General features: G+C 54.6%; 13 protein-coding genes. 6 read left to right on the top strand and 7 right to left on the bottom strand.

Translation table 11 applies throughout. The features are described from left to right. The first annotated feature begins 13 nt into the window (after nucleotides 1-13). The 5 genes from C8275_RS12460 to C8275_RS12480 all read left to right on the top strand — a co-directional run bounded on the left by C8275_RS12460 (nucleotide 14) and on the right by C8275_RS12480 (nucleotide 9,537). Nucleotides 14-3,298, top strand: coding sequence for a SusC/RagA family TonB-linked outer membrane protein (locus tag C8275_RS12460; protein WP_106625392.1), 3,285 nt, complete (start codon nucleotides 14-16; stop codon nucleotides 3,296-3,298). Nucleotides 3,299-3,321: 23 nt separating this feature from the next. Then, nucleotides 3,322-4,836 (top strand): RagB/SusD family nutrient uptake outer membrane protein, encoded by a 1,515-nt coding sequence (locus C8275_RS12465; protein ID WP_199881922.1) that lies wholly within the window; start codon nucleotides 3,322-3,324, stop codon nucleotides 4,834-4,836. A gap of 20 nt (nucleotides 4,837-4,856) precedes the next feature. Then, nucleotides 4,857-5,648: a DUF4843 domain-containing protein gene (locus tag C8275_RS12470; RefSeq protein ID WP_106625394.1), complete on the top strand. Its 792-nt coding sequence runs from the start codon at nucleotides 4,857-4,859 to the stop codon at nucleotides 5,646-5,648. A gap of 26 nt (nucleotides 5,649-5,674) precedes the next feature. Continuing rightward, complete coding sequence (locus tag C8275_RS12475) at nucleotides 5,675-7,189, top strand: PKD-like family lipoprotein (RefSeq protein ID WP_106625395.1); 1,515 nt, start codon at nucleotides 5,675-5,677, stop codon at nucleotides 7,187-7,189. Between the two features lie 215 nt (nucleotides 7,190-7,404). After that, nucleotides 7,405-9,537, top strand: a complete 2,133-nt coding sequence (locus tag C8275_RS12480) for a DNA topoisomerase 3 (protein ID WP_106625396.1) — start codon at nucleotides 7,405-7,407, stop codon at nucleotides 9,535-9,537. 87 nt (nucleotides 9,538-9,624) lie between these two features. Here the strand turns inward: C8275_RS12480 and C8275_RS12485 are convergent, their stop codons facing one another. From C8275_RS12485 to C8275_RS12510, 7 genes are all read right to left on the bottom strand, one after another. Next, entirely contained in the window at nucleotides 9,625-10,743 is a 1,119-nt protein-coding gene (locus tag C8275_RS12485) for an SEL1-like repeat protein (RefSeq protein WP_106625397.1), read from the bottom strand. An 87-nt stretch (nucleotides 10,744-10,830) separates the two neighbouring features. Continuing rightward, nucleotides 10,831-12,234: an rRNA cytosine-C5-methyltransferase gene (locus C8275_RS12490; protein WP_106625398.1), complete on the bottom strand. Its 1,404-nt coding sequence runs from the start codon at nucleotides 12,232-12,234 to the stop codon at nucleotides 10,831-10,833. Beyond that, on the bottom strand, nucleotides 12,231-12,770 hold the full coding sequence (locus C8275_RS12495; RefSeq protein ID WP_106625399.1) for a methylated-DNA--[protein]-cysteine S-methyltransferase: 540 nt from the start codon (nucleotides 12,768-12,770) through the stop codon (nucleotides 12,231-12,233). Before C8275_RS12495 ends, C8275_RS12490 begins: the two co-directional genes overlap by 4 nt. A 72-nt stretch (nucleotides 12,771-12,842) precedes the next feature. Next, nucleotides 12,843-14,048, bottom strand: a complete 1,206-nt coding sequence (locus tag C8275_RS12500) for an outer membrane beta-barrel family protein (protein WP_369861220.1) — start codon at nucleotides 14,046-14,048, stop codon at nucleotides 12,843-12,845. Then, complete coding sequence (locus tag C8275_RS14890; RefSeq protein WP_234395768.1) at nucleotides 13,943-14,470, bottom strand: hypothetical protein; 528 nt, start codon at nucleotides 14,468-14,470, stop codon at nucleotides 13,943-13,945. Before C8275_RS14890 ends, C8275_RS12500 begins: the two co-directional genes overlap by 106 nt. A gap of 738 nt (nucleotides 14,471-15,208) precedes the next feature. Further along, on the bottom strand, nucleotides 15,209-16,480 hold the full coding sequence (locus C8275_RS12505) for a type II toxin-antitoxin system HipA family toxin (RefSeq protein ID WP_106625401.1): 1,272 nt from the start codon (nucleotides 16,478-16,480) through the stop codon (nucleotides 15,209-15,211). A 3-nt stretch (nucleotides 16,481-16,483) separates the two neighbouring features. Continuing rightward, the gene (locus tag C8275_RS12510; RefSeq protein ID WP_199881924.1) at nucleotides 16,484-16,789 is read right to left on the bottom strand and encodes a helix-turn-helix domain-containing protein; all 306 of its coding nucleotides are present in this window, start codon (nucleotides 16,787-16,789) and stop codon (nucleotides 16,484-16,486) included. A gap of 812 nt (nucleotides 16,790-17,601) precedes the next feature. Between C8275_RS12510 and C8275_RS12520 the strand changes: the two genes are divergently transcribed. Further along, complete coding sequence (locus C8275_RS12520; protein WP_106625404.1) at nucleotides 17,602-18,972, top strand: ATP-binding protein; 1,371 nt, start codon at nucleotides 17,602-17,604, stop codon at nucleotides 18,970-18,972. Nucleotides 18,973-19,017: the final 45 nt, after the last annotated feature.

Here is a 19,017-nt window from a genome sequence, read left to right on the forward strand (position 1 = left end):
AAGTATCAACATCATGAGAAAGAGAAAAATCATCATGCTCCTGCTCATCGGCTGGCTGGTGCCCTTCCTCGCGTTCGCACAGGCGGACAGCAAGAGGGTGACGCTCCGACTGCAAAATGCAACCGTGAAAGTCTTCTTCGATGCACTGCACGAACAGACGGGCCTGAACTTTGTCTACAACAACGAACAGGCAAAGGAACTTCCGCCCATCACCCTCAACGTGAAAGACGCCAAGGTGAGCGAGGTGCTCGACCAGGTGCTGGGCTCCACCGCCTTCGGCTACAGCATCGAGAACAACACCGTGACTCTCTACAAGGGCAATGCCCGTCAGGGAGAGGTCAAGACGGTCAAGGGACGTGTGGTCGACGGGAACGGCGACCCGCTGCCGGGTGTGAACATCTCCATCGAGGGCACCAAGCAGGGATGCACCACGAACTTCAACGGTGAGTATACGCTGAAGGTGCCTGCACAGTGCCGGCTGGTGGCATCGTTCATCGGTATGGAGACACAGACACTCGCCTACAACGGGCAGTCACAGCTCAACATCACCATGACCGAAGACTCCAACGTCATCAGCGAAGTGGTGGTCGACGGTTACTTCACCCGTAAGACCGAAGGTTTCGCCGGTGCCGTAACGACCATCAAGAAGGAGGACCTGCAGAAAGTACATACGGGCAACATCTTCACCACGCTGAGTGCCCTTGATGCCGGCTTCAAGATTACGGAGAACAACCTCGCCGGTTCGAACCCGAACGCCCTGCCCGACTTCACCATCCGCGGACGCGGCTCGTTCCAGGAGGGCTCGTCGGCTCCGCTCTTCATACTCGACGGTTTCGAGACCACCGCACAGAAGGTCTACGATATGGACGTCAACCGCATCGAGAGCATCACCATCCTGAAGGATGCTTCCGCAACCATCCTCTACGGTTCGCGTGCCGCCAACGGTGTGGTAGTCATCGAGACGGTGAAGCCGAAGCCGGGTCAACTGCGCGTGACCTACGACTTCAAGCCGACAGTCGCCATCGCCGACCTGACGGACTATGACCTGATGAATGCCAGCGAGAAGCTGGAGTACGAACGCCTCGCCGGACTCTATGACCCGGTGGAAGGTGACCTGTTGACGACCTACAACCGTCAGCAGAAGTACTACAACAAGTACAAGAACGTACTCGAAGGTGTCGACACGGACTGGCTTGCCCAACCGGTGACCAACTCCTTCAGCCAGACACACTCCATCCTCGTGGAAGGTGGTGCCGAGAACGTCATCTACAGCATCGACGGATACTTCGACAAGAACAAGGGTGTCATGAAGAAGTCGGGCCGTGACCGCTATGGCCTGGGCTTCAGCCTGCAATACCGCATCAAGGACAAGATTATCATCCGCAACTATGCGAGCTACTCGAACACACACGCTTATGACTCACCCTACGGGGAATTCAGCACGTATGCCCAAGCCAATCCCTACGAACGGCCCTGGGCATCCAACGGCGAACTCGCCCCGACACTGACCGACGGAAGTCCCAACCCACTCTACGAGGCAAACCTGCCCAACCGCAGCAACAACGACACGGAATACTTCGCCGACGAACTGAGCGCCGACTGGATTATCGGTAACGGATGGCGCCTCATCGGACAGTTCCGCATCGAGAAGGGCAACACCGCGTCAGACTACTACCGCTCACCGCTGTCGTCGGAGTTCCTGACGACGGAACGCGACCCGAACGACTCGGAAGGACAGGTATGGGTTCCCGTGGACATCAACGAACGCGGACAGCTCGTCCTGGGCAACGGCGAATACCTGAACTACAGCGGCAAACTCACCGTGAACTACAACAAGCAACTGGACAAGCACATGCTCTTCTTCGGCGGTGGCGCTGAAATCAACCAGCAGGAGTCCAGCTCCCACTCGTTCACTGCCACGGGATTTGCCGACGACCGCTACTCGGACCCCGCCTTTGCCATCCAGTATCTCGACAACGGACGTCCGGGCAGCAGCGAGAGCACCGTCCGCTCCATGGGCTTCCTTGCCAACTTCAACTACATCTATGACGACCGTTACTTCCTCGACCTCTCCGGCCGTTACGACGGTTCATCCCAGTTCGGTGCCGACCGTCGCTGGGCTCCCTTCTGGAGTGTCGGCGGTGGATGGAACGTTCACGAAGAGCACTTCTGGTCGGCCGGCTCCGTGCTCGACCTGCTGAAGATACGTGCTTCCTACGGTGTGACCGGTAACCAGGAGTTCTCCGCCTACCAGGCACAGACGATGTACCAGTATCAGACTGGCCGTCTGTACAACTCTTCCGTTCCCGCCACACTTATGGGCTATGGCAACCCCGACCTGAAATGGCAGAACCAGTACAGCACCAACATCGGTCTTGACCTCGGTCTGTGGAAGAACCGCCTGTCACTGACCTTCAACTACTACTGGAAGCGTACCGACGGCATGCTGACCACCATCACCGTGGCTCCGTCACTGGGCTTCCCCCAGAACTCGTTCACCAGCAACCTGGGCGAAATCTCCAACCGCGGTTGGGAAGTCAACCTGGGTGCGTCCATCCTGCGCGACCCCGCCAACGACCTCGAATGGCGTGTCAACATACAGGCAACACAGAACAAGAACAAGCTGACCAAAATCAACAACCAGTTGCGTGGTCTGAACGACCAGAACAACCAGAACGACAAGATTCCCGGCGCCGTGTATGAGGAAGGCGAGTCGCTGAGCGCCATCAAGGCTGTGCCGTCGCTCGGCATCGACCCCGCCACAGGACAGGAAATCTATGTCAAGAAGGACGGCAGCCTCACCTATGAGTGGGATGCAGCCGACAAGGTGCTCTGCGGCGACACCGAGCCGAAAGTCTATGGCAACATCTCGACCAACCTCTACTGGAAGGGCTGGAACCTGAACGCCATCTTCCAGTACAGCGTGGGAGGCGACACCTACAACTCCACCCTCGCCCAGCGTGTGGAAGGTGCCAACCCGACGTACAATGCCGACCGCCGCGTGCTGAATGACCGCTGGACCACACCGGGACAACACGCCCTCTACCGCAACATCCGGGACTACGAGCAGAACTACATCTCCACCCGCTTCGTTCAGCGCGACAACTACCTGGAGTTCAGTTCACTCTCCTTGTCGTATGACTTCCCGAAGGCATGGATTAATCCCTACAAGATCAGCACCCTGCGTCTGTCCTTCTATGCCAACGACCTGTTCCACCTGTCCACAGTCAAGCAGGAGCGCGGTCTGGACTACCCGTTTGCCCGCAGCTTCGTCTTTGGCTTGAACTTCAGTATTTAACCACGTAACAAGACACAATGAACATGAAAAAGTTATTATCCATACTCTCCATAGCCTGCCTGACACTGTTCCCTTCCTGCAATGATTGGCTGGACGTCACCCCGCAAGGACAGGTCGAAGCAGAAGAACTCTATGAAACGACCCAGGGCTGCAACTCCGTGGTGACCGGCATCTACCACACCCTGTCCAGCTCCAGCCTGTTCGGACAGAACCTTTCCTACGGCCTGATTGACATCATGGCACAGTACTGGGACTTCTCCACCAACACGTCGCACATCTACTATCCGGCAACGCAGTTCGACTACGACGATACCAACGTGGACGGCCAAATCACCACCATGTGGCAGCAGCTCTACTATGCCATCACGCAGTGCAACGCCTTCATCTACTACTCCGACCCGTACAAGGAGAACATCAAGCACTATGACCTCCTGCTGGGCGAAGTCTACGGCTTGCGCGCTCTGGCCCACATGACCCTGTTCGAGCTTTACGGACCGGTCATCCACTCGACAGCAGACCTGCAGAAGTCTGCCATCGCCTACCGCACGGAGTACAACAACGTGAGCAAGAACTTCGACACGGGTGAAGTGGTCCTGCAAAAGGCCGCCGAAGACCTCAACCGCGCCATCGAACTGTTCGCCGAGGACCCCATCCGTGACCCCGAGAACAGCCGCCGGGCAGACCTGAACACCTCCGTACTTGACTATGAAGACGTCCTGAACTTCCGCGGGGCACGCATGAACTACTTCTGCGCCCTCGGACTGATGGCACGTCTGGAGATGCTCCGCAAGAACCCGACTGCTGCCTATACCTACGCCACCCGCGTCATCCAGGAGAGCGAAGGCATCCTCTCGCTCATCGATACCAACAACATCGCCAACAACACCAACATGAGCGACTGGAACTTCAGTACGGAAATCCTCGGCTCGTTCTACACGAACAACCTCTATGACCTGACCGACGACTTCTTCCAGATGGGCGAGAATGCCGGTAATACCAACAACGTCATCTTCATCGACAACAACCGGGTCGAGGCACTCACCAACTATGTCTACGGACGTACCCCCGACGGAAGCGGACAGGACATCCGTCTCTTCTGGTTCCAGGGCAACCAGGAAACCGGCCGTAACGATTTCATGAAGCTCAAGGAGTCGCCCGTGCTGACCACCATCGACCCCTATGCCTATTACCCCGAGGTGCCCATCATGCGGCTTTCGGAGATTTACTACATCGCTTGCGAAGCACAGATTGGCGTCAACAACACCCTCGCGCTGGAATACCTGAACGACCTGCGCAGCACACGCCGTCTGGACGCACTGACCGGACCGTATGACGACGCCACACTGCTGGAATACCTCGTCCGCGAAGCACGCAAGGACTTCATCGGCGAGGGACGCATGTTCTTCATGTACAAACGGCTCTTCTACGACATCTACACCGTGCGTGGCCTGACCGTTCCTGCCACTGACGCCATCTACGTGCTCCCCATCCCCGATGAGGAATATGAATACACCGGGCAACAGAAACCCGCCAACTAACTTCCTAACATGACAAGATTATGAAACTGAAGAATCTCCTATACACCACCCTCCTCTGCCTGACGGGCACCCTTGCCTCATGCAGCAACGAGGAAATCGACGCATTCGACAACGGCAAGAGCTACATCTACTTCGACGTACCCTACCAGCTCGATGCCTTCGGCAATGCGACCACCTTCCGTTCCGACAGCATCTCCTACTCCTTCGCCCTCGACGAACTGAGCATCACCAACACGACCCTCAACGTCGTGGTGAAGGTCATCGGTACACCGGTCGACTATGACCGTCCCTACGACATCGAACTCATCAGCGACCAGACCAACGCCATCTCCACGGCGTGGGACGAGAGCATCCTCAACAACCGTTCCATCAAGGCAGGCGAGCTGACCGACACCATCCGCATGGTCATCTCACGTGAACCTGAACTGCAGGAACGCTGGATGCAGGTCTGCATGCGTATCCTCCCCAACGACAATTTCCGTCTGGGCTACGGCAACCTGGAGACCGTCAAAGTGTCGTTCTCGGACATCCTCAGCGAACCGAGCTGGTGGAGCAGCTGGGCAAACGTCTTCGGACCGTTCTACCGTGAGGTCTACCTGAAGTGGATTGAAATCTACTACGAAGGGGCGGACACGACCACCAGCCTGGAGAACGGAGAACCGCTGTGGTGGGGCAACATGCCCTCGACGTCCACCTACCTCAACTGGTATCCGGTCATGAACATGTATGTGACCCAGCTGAGAGAGTACTTCGAGGTGAACGACATCTATCCCGATGGAGACACGTCGGTACCGCCCATCAAACTACCCTGATTCCATAACCTCAACAATCATCGAATATGAAACGAACAACCTTATTATATTCCACAATCCTCTCCCTCGGACTGCTCATGGGAGCCTGCGCCGAGGATGACGGGAACTACGACTACACGCCCATCAACTCCGTGACCATCGAAGGGCTGGAGGAAGACCTGCTGGTGGAAGCCGGCTCCCGGCTGCAACTCACTCCCGTCCTGAACATCACGGACGAGAGCAGCATCAACCTGAGTTATGAATGGACCATCGGGGAGACCGTCGTCTCGAACGAGCGTAACCTCGACATCGCCCTGCCGCCGCTCGACTATGGCGAGCACCTCTGTGCCCTGACCATCCGCGACCTTGACAACGGCATGCAGTACCGCATGACCTTCAGCCTGACCATCACCAACCCGTTCAACTACGGCTACTACTTCCTGACCCGCATGGACGACGGCTCAACCGAAATGGCATACATCCCCGCCAACTCGGAAGACGCCTCCACGGCGGAAGATGTCATGTACGCTACCGGTGTGGGTGAGTACCCCTTCGGCAAGGAACCCGCACAGATTTATGGCGGCTACACCTACGTCAACGGCACTTCCTGCTGGCAGATGACCTTCCTGACCAATGAGGGAGACAACCCCGTCATCATCACCAACAACAATACCTTCCAGCCGATGTACCTCATCACGGATGCGAACTTCATCAACGAGGACCAGGGCTACCGGTTCCTGCCCGAATGTACGGTGGTCAGCATGCGTCAGGAGCAGTTCTTCATCAGCCAGGGACAGTACATCCGCTACGTCGACGGCAAGCTCTACCGTCCGGCAAGACACCTTCAGGACTACTACTGGAGCCATCCGGTCATGGGTGCCAGCGGTGCCTCGTTCGCATGGGTGTTCGACGAACTGAGCAAGCGCATCTACTCCATCGCCCCGTACAGCAGCGACAATCCCGAGCTGGGCATCGTCGCCGACTCGTATGCGTATGATGAAGTGACCGAACCGGAGAACAACGTCACCATCGACGGTACCCTGCTCTACGCATCGGATGCCTACAGAGGAGGCGGACACCTCTTCAACGCTTATGCTGCCGAGTCGGACGGCATCCACCTCTACACCTTCAAAAAGGCGGTATGGAATGCCAAAGAGTCGACCTTCAGCGGCGAGACTGTCCTGCCGCTGCCCGGCGCCGGTGAGAACACGAAGATTGCAGCCGGAACCACCGGTATCAGCAACGGCATGTTCTACGTCGGAAGTGGAACCGAAATCTATTCTTCACCGACGACCCTGCCGACGCTCAGCTCCTTCTGCACCCTGCCTTCCGACCTGGGAGAAGTGGAGTATCTCGGACTCTCGGCACGGGGCAACCGTCTGGTGGTCGTGATGTATGACAAGAACAGCTCCGAGGAGCGCAAGGGAAGCGTGGTCTACGTAGACCTCTCCTCACACGCCGTCACACACACCTTCCCGCACATCCTGCACCACTGCGCAGGCTACTGGGGTGCCAACGACAGCACCAGCTCGGGATTCGGTGACTTCGGTGACACCCTCTGACGGCTGAATACACCTTCAGACATTCCTTCCCGTTTCCCCTCTCTTTCTTTCGCCCCCGTCCGCCGGTCATCAGCGGACGGGGGCTTTTATCTTCCCGCACTCCGGCGACCGGCATCAGCAGCCCCGGAAGCAAGAAAATCGGGACAAGGGCGAAAGTCCGTGGAAGAAAAGCTGTATCTTTGCGCATCTCATCAGACAGAAAAAAGAACATACGCATGATAGTTTGCATCGCTGAAAAGCCGAGTGTGGCTAAAGACATCGCCGACATCCTGGGAGCACGCACACGCCACGAAGGATATCTGGAAGGCAACGGCTACCAGGTGACCTGGACCTTCGGCCACCTCTGCACATTGAAAGAACCCCACGAATATACCCCCTCATGGAAGACCTGGAGCCTGGGCAGCCTGCCCATGATTCCGCCTCGCTTCGGCATCAAGCTGATTGCCGACCCGGGCATCGAGAAGCAGTTCAAGGTCATCGAACGCCTCATGCAGGCTGCCGACGGCATCATCAACTGCGGCGATGCCGGACAGGAGGGAGAGCTCATCCAACGGTGGGTGATGCAGAAGGCGGGGGCGAAGTGCCCCGTGAAGCGTCTGTGGATTTCCTCGCTCACCGAGGAGTCCATCCGCGAAGGGTTCGCCCACCTGAAGGACCAGAAAGAGTTCCAGCCGCTCTACGAGGCAGGACTCTCCCGTGCCATCGGCGACTGGGTGCTGGGCATGAACGCCACACGCCTCTACACGCTGAAGTACGGGCAGAACCGTCAGGTGCTTTCCATCGGACGGGTGCAGACACCTACGCTGGCACTCATTGTCAACCGTCAGCTGGAAATCGAGAACTTCGTGCCGAAACAATACTGGGAATTGAAGACCACCTATCGCGACACGGTCTTCTCTGCCCTCGTCCGCAAGAGCGACGAAGAGCTGGCTGAAGAGGAAGCCAAGGAGAAAGAGAACCCGCAGCCGAAGAAGAAAGCCCGGAAGGAGGATGCCAACCGGGGCATTCCGCCCATCATGGACGCTGCGACGGGACAGGCCCTGCTCGACCGCATCAAGGACAAGCCGTTCACCGTAACCGAGGTGACCAAGAAGAACGGCACGGAAGCACCGCCCCGCCTCTTCGACCTCACGTCGCTGCAAGTGGAGTGCAACAAGAAGTTCGCCTACTCCGCCGACGATACCCTGCGTACCATCCAGTCGCTCTATGAGAAGAAGGTGACGACCTATCCGCGTGTCGACACGACCTACCTGAGCGACGACATCTACCCCAAGTGCCCCGGCATCCTGAAGGGACTGACGGACTACCAGGTGCTCACCGCCCCGCTCGAAGGACAGAAGCTCAACAAGTCGAAGAAGGTGTTCGACAACTCCAAGGTGACCGACCACCACGCCATCATCCCCACAGGTGTTCCGCCGACGAACCTGACGGACATGGAACGACGTGTGTTCGACCTCGTGGCACGCCGCTTCATCGCGGTGTTCTATCCCGACTGCAAGTTTGCCACCACCACCGTGTTCGGAGAGGCGGACGGCATCGAGTTCAAGGTGACGGGCAAGCAGATTCTTGACCAAGGCTGGCGCGTCGTCTTCAGCAAGGATGCTCTCACGGCCAACACCGACGACAGTGACAAGGGCAACGACAGCGACAGGAACACGGACGAAGAGCGCACGCTGCCTGCCTTCACCCGAGGAGAAAGCGGACCGCACCTCCCCGAACTGAACGAGAAGTGGACGCAACCTCCCCGTCCCTACACCGAAGCGACCCTGCTGCGTGCCATGGAGACTGCCGGCAAGCTGGTGGACAACGATGAGCTGCGCGATGCGCTGAAGGAGAACGGAATCGGCCGCCCGTCTACCCGCGCCGCCATCATCGAGACACTCTTCAAGCGCCGCTACATCCGCAAGGAGAAGAAGAACCTCATCGCCACCTCGACGGGCATCGAGCTCATCGGACTGATCCACGAGGAGCTGTTGAAGTCTGCCGAGCTGACAGGCATCTGGGAAAAGAAGCTGCGCGAAATCGAACGCCGCAGCTACGACCCGCGCCAGTTCCTCGACGAGCTGAAGCAGATGGTGGCAGACATTGTCTACCAGGTGCTGAGCGACAACACCAACCGCCGCGTCTCCACGCAGGAGAACATAGTCGAGGTGGTAGAGAAAGGGGTGAAACGCCGCGCCGCTGCCAAGCGGAAGACCTCACCCAAGCCCCAGCCGCGTCCGGTGTTCGAAGGACAACCCTGCCCCCTCTGCGGCAAAGGCCACATCATCAAGGGCAAGACTGCCTACGGCTGTTCGGAGTGGAAGAACGGCTGCACGTTCCGGCAGGCATTCTCCGTGGAGAGCTGAACGCACCCCCTCCCATACGACGATTCCCCGTGAAGGACGCACAGCGCGTACATCCTTCACGGGGAATCGTTTTAGTATGGGGTCGGGTTAATCCCGCTCCAATGAGAGCAGCTCTGCCTTTGCCGACGAATTGCCCAGCCGGGCTGCAGCACGGAAACACTCGATAGCGTTCGCCTCGCTGGCAGTCACTCCGCGTCCTTCCAGGTAGCAGCGTCCCAAGCGGTAGATACCCGGCGCATAGCCCTGCTCTGCCGCACGGCGGAACCAGAAGTACGCCAGACTGTCGTCCTGCTTCACCCCTTCCCCGTTCTGGTAGAGCACACCCAAGTGATACTGGGCACGTTCATGGCTCTGTGCGGCAGCCTGCGAAAGCCAGTGGAAAGACATCCCGTAATCGGGCTTCGTATCCAGCAACCCGTAATAGTAGCAGCGTCCCAGACGGTACTGGGCATCCATGTCCCCGTTCTCGGCAGCCTTGCGGTACCATTCCTTGGCTTGCGCATAGTCGCGCGTGCAGCCCCTACCGGTCTCGTAGTAGTTGCCCAACTTGTACTGTGCCTTCGCATAGTCCATGTCGGCAGCCTTCCGGAAGTTGTCGAATGCCTTCCGTGCGTCAGGCGTCCATCCCTCACGTTCCGACTCATAGATGGAACCAAGCATGTAGTATGCGGCAGCCAGACTGTCGGCAGCCGCCTTCTCAAAGAGTTCGACCGCCTTCGGATAGTTGACGGGTACTCCGTCGCCGTCCTTGTAGCAACATCCCAGTCCGAAGTTCGCCATACCATAGCCCTTCTCGGCAGCCAGCCGGTACCAAGCAGCCGCCTGCTTCCCGTCGCGGTGCGTGCCACGCCCGTAGTAGTAACAGCGTCCGATGCTGTACTCTGCCACGGTGTTCCCCCGCTCAGCCGCCTTGTAGAACCAGCGGTATGCCTTGTCATAGTCGCACGAGGTGCCGTAACCGAAGTAGTAGCAGTTGCCCAATGCCAGGCAAGCCGACGGCGAGTCGTAGCGCACGGCACGCCGGTACCAGCGGTAGGCAGCTTCGGGGCGCTGCGCCAGCAACGCCTTCTGTGCCTGCTTCATGCAGTAGTTCAGTGAATCTTGTGCTGTGAATGTTCTCTCTTTGTCCTTATCCTGGGCACAAAGCGTCCCTGCACCCACCAGCCAGAGGACGGCGGCAAGGACGATGTTCATCATTTTTCTCATAGTTGTTCCTCCGATAAAAGGTTCCTAATTGTATTTGCTTCCAAATATATGGATTAATCGGCAAAGTCTCAAACGAACGGAGTATGTTTATAAACATCTGACTTCTTCAGGCAGATAACCGCTGCGAATCCTCCACTCCGCCGGATAGAGGTTGTTGGCACGGTTGCCCAGCTGCTTGGCAAAGCCCAGGGGTACCTCCCGATAGGTCAGGAGGACATATCCGCGCGGTGTCTCCGAGGGAAGCTGGAGGGCCTCCTTGCGCAGGTAGGCGATTGCCTGCTCATACGTCAGCGGGCAACGGGGGAAGGCGTCGGCACACCTCACACTCATTGCCAACGCATGGGCTGGCAGACAGTCCTTGCCTTTCACCTCTCCCACCTCCACGCCGGCACACACCACGCGCAGGTGTTGCTTCAGCAGCCCAATCGTCTCCTTATGGGCGAGCGGAAGGGCGGTGATGCGTTCCCCGTCACAGGTCCATTCCCAGTCAGCCGGGTCACGCAGCCAGGTACGGCAGACAGCAGGCACGGCAGGAGCAGCAGCCTTCCGGTCTTTCTTCTTCTCACGCCGCGGCGAAGGGACATCTTCCACTTCTTCGTCCGCCGGTTTGCGCAGGACGGCAAGGAAGAATCCTTCCCCCGACGTGCGATGAGGCAGAAAACGGTAGACCGGCAGTCCGCGTCCGGACAAATCGGAAGTAATGCCCCAGGAGGGTTCCGTGGGCACAGGCAGCGGCTCCGCCCCGTATTCCTCACACAGCCACGCCACGTTGTCCTCATCCTCATGGAGGTTGTAGGTACACGTGCTGTAGACCAGGATGCCGCCGGGCTTGAGGCTGCCCCAGATGTCGGTGAGGATACGGCGTTGGCGTTGCCAGCAGAGCGAGACGTTGTCTTCACTCCACTCGTCCACAGCCACCGGGTCTTTGCGGAACATGCCTTCGCCGGAGCAGGGGACGTCGGTCAGCACCACATCGAAGACGTGTCGCAAGGGACGGAAGTCCGCCGGGTCGTTGTTGGTCACCACCACGTCGGGATGCCCCCACTTCACCAGGTTCTCCGCCAGCACCTGCACCCGGGAGCGCATCACCTCGTTGCTCACCAGCAGACTGCCTTCAGGCAGCAACGAACGGACGTGCGTTGACTTGCCACCCGGGGCGGCACAAAGGTCGAGCACCACGGAGGGGCGGGTCACATAACGGCGTAACGCCTGTTCCAGAAACATCGACGATGCCTCCTGCACGTAGTAGCAGCCGGCATGAAACAACGGGTCGAAAGTGAACGTGGGACGTTCGGCGGCATAATAGCCGTCCGTCGCCCAGGGGACGGGTGTCAGGCGGACGGGAGATGACGCCGCCTCTACAGCAGACTTGCCGGGATTGGTGCGGAGACTGACGACCGGGTCGGTCTGCAAGGCAGCCTCGAAGGCGTCGTAGTCCGTATCGCCCAGGAGCGAACGGGTGTAAGTGGTGAATGCTTCAGGTAACTTCATGAGTGGGATATCGCTTGTTTGGGAATATACAGTTCAGTCATGTCGGCGCCTTCCAGACGGAGGAGTCTCTCTTTCAGGCGGACGCCACCGGCATAGCCCGTCAGGCTTCCGTCACTGCCCACCACCCGATGACAGGGGATGAATAGGCTCAAGGGATTATGCCCGACTGCCCCTCCCACAGCCTGGGCAGAGACATTGCGTCCCGTCCGTCGGGCAAGCTCACGGGCAAGGGCGCCGTAGGTCCGCATCGTCCCATAGGGAATGTCCTTCAGCAGGTCCCACACGGCAAGACGGAAGACGGAACCCTCCGGACGCAGGGGTGGCAGGTCATCGGGGAGCTCTCCACTGAAATAGCGGTCCAGCCATGCCCGGCTCAGGCGAAAGACCGGGAGGTCTGCCGTCACAGGAGAACCGTGCAGGGTCGAGCCGAAATACTTCTGTCCGTCGAACCACGCACCGGTGAGTGCATCGCCGTCGGATGCCAGGGTCATGTCCCCCAAAGGGGAACGGTAATGGCAGGCGTAGTGTTGTATCATGACTTCTAAACGGATTGGGGGGTTGACGCCTGCAAAGGTAATTCATTTTTCAGGAACAGCGGACATTTTCGCTCAATGCCCGAACCGGGACGTGTCCACTTTCTTCACCTCCTTCTGTTTGTAGCCTCCCAGGCGGTAGACCAGCTTCAGGGAGACAGTGCGCAGATAGAAATGGTTGTCCATCGTCATGTACTGACCGGCATAATCGAGCGTGCACCGGGGGAGCGACCTGTTGAAGAGATCCGTGCAATAGAGGCTGCACGACATCCTGCCCTTCGCCAACGTCCAACGCATGCCCGCCGTCACCGACATGATGCTACCCAAATCAAGATTCCCCTGTATCGCCGGGCTCTGCACCCGTGCCGCCAGTTCGAACAACAGGTCCTTGCCCACCAGGAACGAGTTGCTCAAGTTGCCGAATCCCACCCACTTCTTCCGGTCAAAAGACAGGTCGAAAAAGTCGTCACACCGTACATGCTGGTAAAGTCCGCCAACCTCAAGTCTGGATTCCAGCCATTTGGCTACCGGGACAGGCACCACGCACACCACGCCGGCATGACTCTGGTAATTCAAGTTCCGGGTCTGGTAAATCAAGGTCAGCCGTTCCGGCGACTGGTAGGGCAACTGCATGAAACAGTCATCCTGAAAGGAATAAAAGAGGTTGACGATGTAGTTCCGGTTATACACGTACGTCGCGTTCAGGGCATAGTCCGTAAACGGGCGCAACCCTTCCTCCTGCCGCACCTCGGAATAGCCGTCAATGTACCCTACCGACGACTGCATCTGCCAGAAGCTGGGATAGGTCTTGTCGGTAGCAAATGTCAGCTGGAAGACATGCTTCCCGCCCGGGACATAGCTCAATGAGAAACGCGGATAGGCTGTCCACTTCCGGTAATCCGCAATGCGGTAATACTCGCCCTTGAGCGAAGCCTCCATCGCAAGTCCTTTCCCGAACTGCTTCGACACGGACCCGTAGACTTCACCCCGTTGCTCGCGCAGCTTGGAGCGCGTGTCGTATGCCTGCTGCATCCCCTCGTTCTGCTGATAGACCTGCGAGTCCCGGTCGTAAGAATAACTGTAAGCCAAACCATAACCCACATTCCATCCGTTCTTCAGCGGACGGTCACGGTCGGCATACAACGTCAGACGGTCTATGACCTGCCTGCCTACGGCTACGGTCCGGACGGACGTCCCGTCATGGAAAGCGGCGGACAGATGCTGGTCGTCGTCGGAATGAAAGCATGTATAGTCTGCCCCGAGTGAGACGCCCGGTCCCAGCCGTACACTCCAGGCAAGGTTATGCAGACGGGAGTCAGCCCCCTCTCGTTGAGACTCTGCTGGAAACCGCCTTCGCTCCGGCTGGAAGACTTCTTGTCAGGAGAAAACATGCCGGTATAAGTGAAATCCATGTCCCAATGCTCCTTCCACCGGTAATTGAACGACGCACGCAGGTCATGTGCCCAGGCTTTGCCCACGATGTGCTCCTCCTGACGGATGTCATGCCGTTCGTCGTGCAGCCTGTGGAGGGAATAAAGGCGGTAATGCTGTACATGGGGGCGGTTGTTGAGTCCGTACATCAGGTCAAAAGTCGCCTTGGGAGTGGCGTAACGCATACTGGCATTCACGCCCCCTCCGCTGTAATAACGGTTCTGATAGTCCGCCATAAACTCCCCTTCCAATCCTTGTTCCGGGTTCCGCATGACCAGATTGATTACCGCTCCGCTGACATGATACCGGGGCGGAGCATTGTAAATGACCTCCACCTTTGCCACCCGGTCCGCAGACTCCGAGAGCTACAATTACACGAAGAAAGCAACATCCGGCTTTTACTTGACAGATTTCATCAAAGAGCCTTTTTCAGCTAACGCAACTTTTGAAGAAATCGGGCAAAGTAGGTTATTTTAAGAATATTCATTCACTCCCGGCTGCATAAACATTCCATACAGAGGGTAAAGATGAATATTTATGCCACGAAACAATATTGTTTCACTTGCGAAACAATATTGTTTCACTTGCCAAACAATATTGTTTGACGCACCAAACACAAGTATTTCATGTCCCAAACAATATTGTTTCATCCGCCGAAGTCAAGTTTTCCGAAGCCAAAACGCTTGTTTTAAGGTTTGGAGACAATAGTTTAATGTTTTTCACCTCTAGTTTGTACGAGGTAGCGCACGTTTGAGAACTATTATTTTGCTCAGCCTGCACCGCATGCAGTCATCCTTTTTAACGCCTCACCAACCTTTTCCCATCCATTCAGACAGCCTCATCGCCATCTTTGCATCAATGTGTATTTTGCGAATCGCCCGAGAATGCCCGTTTTACTCACCGACTCGTATTTTGGTGCAAGGAAGGCCCTTCTCAGGCGATTCATTTGACACTTTGACAGAATGACAGAAAGGTAAGCTGGCGTTTACAAATAAACCCAAGCTGTTTCTCTAGAGAGACCGACTCGGTTTTAATCTACTATCCAACACACTGGCAAACACATCCATTTCCCTTTTGGAAATACCTAGGCGTAGGGCTTGGCTACGCCAATCCTGTACAGCATCAGTTACCTCCTGTATGATGATTTCAGCTACATTACGCCCTATCATATATTCCTCGCAAGCATCCAGTAAGGTTTGTAAATCAGCCTTATTTGATGTGGAAGTGATGAGCAGGCTTTGATATTCATTCAGCGTTGGATTCATGTCGTATGCTGGAGATAACGTCCAGCCTTTGGGTGTCAAAAGAAAACCATGATTACGGAAATGGTCATCGCTATTGCCGATGCAAACATTGAAAACCACCCGACGATAGAGCTCTTGTAAGTTATCTTCTACATTGGTACAATTTTGAAGGATGAAATCAACGATATTCAGATAGCCATGTCCCGTTGTGGCATTATCCCCGTCAGAAAGTCCCAACAAGGTCATTGCGGAAGCAAAGTGAATCCGACGACCTTCAGTGTTACGGTCGAAACGTCTGGAAAGTAGTGTGTGAAATTTCTCTCCAACTGACAAGACTTCAGTGTGTGCAGCATTGATACCGGCTTTGTGTGCAAGCAGGTGGGTAAAATGCTCCCATAATCCGATGTCATAATCATCCTTACGCGAAGGAAATTTAGCGACATAAAGTGTTTTATTTTCACCGATGACACTGGCTTTCGGTCTTGCTCCCCCCAATGAAGATCCCGGCATTACAAGCTGATTTATCCACTTCTTGGAAGGTAGTTGACTTTCTTCTTCACTTCTCTCTATCTCCATACTGGCTGCTATCAGATTACGGACGTCCGTCAAAGGAGGAATCTGCAAGGATTTCTCCACGTTGATAAATTCTCCATTTTTATCTTTTTTGAAACGGAGTCCTCCCATACGAGAGAAATCATCTATACCCGTTAGGAAATCAAAAGATGACAACCTACGTATCGGTCTACCTTCTTCCGACGCAGCTATTTGCTCACGTCGCAAAAGTAATGTACGTCCCCATCGATCAGGCAAAGCGTCTGAGAAGCACCCAAAAATATCTTTTCCCGGTTCCGTATATTGCATCCCCGGATAGTTATTCAAATCCTCACACAAGAATAAATCGCCATGTTTCCTCAACCATTCATCATGGAATGAAAAACTATAACTATCTGAGCCTCGAAGAGATTCATATCCGAGTTCTCCGATGAGCTCCACTCCCTTGAGCCAATCAAAATCAGCATATACATAAAGTTTCTTCATAGCTTATTCCTTTTTAGACGCTCGCATTCTGGTCTTCAAGCTCAAATCTTGCAAGGCCTTTCCCAACTTATCTTCTTTGGCAAGCCACAAGATGTCATCATCTAATTGTAAAGCATAAAGTACCCGAAGGTAAATGCCTATAGCTACCGTTGAGACACCTTTTTCTATACGCGACACAGTCAGAGGGGAACAAGTAGCTCGTTCTGCCACTTGGGCTACACTCAGATTTCTCCGTAATCGAGCCATCTTGATTTGTTCTCCTACTATCTGCATCTTTTGTTCTAATTTCCGTGGTAACTTTGTGCCCATTGTGCTTTTAGTCATAACTTATCATATAATATGCAAAGATGGCACTTTTTATTTATTCAATGATATGTTGTATGCAAAAAATAACAGTCAGTATAGCTGCCTCTGATTTATAACATCATGAATCTAACCTTTATGATTCCGAAAGACTAGTTAGGGACTGTCGTATTATTCCATCATTATGAGTAATTCGGCTGACAGTCCCTATATAGTACAGATAAACTTGCAGAACCACTAGATTTAGTTCCAGCCAATTATTATAAAAAGATTTAGTGGTATATGCAATGATACGAGGACGAATAGTGACAATTGTTTTACTGTACAGAATAAGAGCATTGGACAAAAACACGCAAACCACATCAATCTCTTGCCCTGCTTGCCTTTGGCAATAAGCGGTACACACTAGAAAAGCTGGTAACAACGACACAGACGGACATGAATGAGGTGCGCAAGGCGGAGGAAATAAAGGACATCGAAGCATTGGATAATTGGGTACACCATTTGATAAGCTCGTGGATGCTGATAAAGGCGGAACAGCCGTTGAAAATGTTGTACGATGCCATCCATAAGGAGAATACATCAAATAAAAGTATCGGCAATGGGGTGCGGATTTAGAGGGGTAGAGTTTGGGTGATGTAAATCGGTGGCGCAATGTATTCGTTTATCAATGTGGCGATATACCAATGCCAAACGACAGATTAGAATAAAAAACATCCTAAAGTTCTTTTTAATCCAAGAAAAAGTGTACGTTTGCAAACGTAATAATCTTGAATATGTGAAATATCAATAACAAAATAAAGGCGAATACGTGAATTATGAGAAGAAAGATATACGATAAACTGCTGGAATGGAAGAAGAACCATAAAGGTGATACCGCCCTTCTGATAGAAGGAGCCAGACGTATAGGGAAAAGCTATATCGTGGAAGAATTCGCCCGCAAGGAATATACATCTTACATACTGGTGGACTTCAGCAAGGTAAATCCGCAAGTGATGGAGTTTTTCAACCTTTATCTGGACGACCTCGACATGCTTTTCATGAACCTGGAGCTTTATTTCAGACGAAAACTTACCCCACGTCAGACAAAAGACGAAGAAGCCCGTTCCCTGGTCATATTCGATGAAGTGCAGTTTTGCCCCCGTGCCCGTGCAGCCATCAAGCATTTGGTGGCAGACCGTCGCTATGATTACATTGAGACAGGCTCGCTCATTTCCATCAAGAAGAATGTCAAGGACATCATGCTGCCTTCCGAAGAACACGCCATCGAAATGTTTCCGATGGACTTTGAGGAATTTTTGTGGGCTATGGGAGACGAGATGCTGATGCCTTACATACGGATGCGGTTTGACAAACGTCTTCCTATGGAGACTTTTCATCGTCGGGCAATGGATTATTTCCGGCAATACCTGATTGTCGGAGGTATGCCGCAGGCTGTCGCCAAATATGTGGAAACGCGGGATTTTGAAAAGGTGGATGAGGTGAAGCGTGACATATTGGCCCTTTATCGCAATGACATTCACAAATATGCCGACAATCAGGAAACCAAAGTTGCCGCTATTTTTGAGGAAATACCGGGTCAATTGCAGAAACATGAAAAGAAGTTTGTCTTGTCCGCCTTGCAGAGCGAAGCCCGTATGCGTGACTATTCGCAGGCTTTCTTTTGGTTGAGTGACGCCAAAATCATTAACTGCTGCTATAACTCAACAGAGCCGAGTATCGGACTGAAACTGAATGAAGAACGCACCACGCTGAAATGCTACATGGGCGATACCGGACTGCTCATCAGTCATGCTTTCGACGAACGGGGAATAGTAAGCGCAGACCTTTATCGGAAGCTGATGTTTGACAAGCTGGAAGTGAACGAGGGGATGTTGGTAGAGAACATCGTGGCGCAGATGCTTCGTGCGGCAGGACACAGACTTTATTTCTTCAGCAACAGTTCCCGGACATCGGCTGACGACCGTATGGAGATAGATTTCCTGATAGCCAAACCTGTAACGACCAGCAGGCATAATATTTCCCCCATAGAGGTGAAGTCCGGGCAACGTTACACACTGAATTCATTGAGAAAGTGCATAGCCAAGTATGGCTCCCAGTTATCCACACCCTACGTGCTTCATGACAAGGATGTGAAAACAGAAGATGGCATTGTGTACCTGCCTTTATATATGACACCGTTGCTTTGAATGATATGGGAAAACAGCCTACATAGGGATTGTCGTATAACGACT

Origin of the sequence: Bacteroides sp. Marseille-P3684 (genome assembly GCF_900291465.1) — a bacterium.
Lineage (GTDB): Bacteria > Bacteroidota > Bacteroidia > Bacteroidales > Bacteroidaceae > Phocaeicola_A.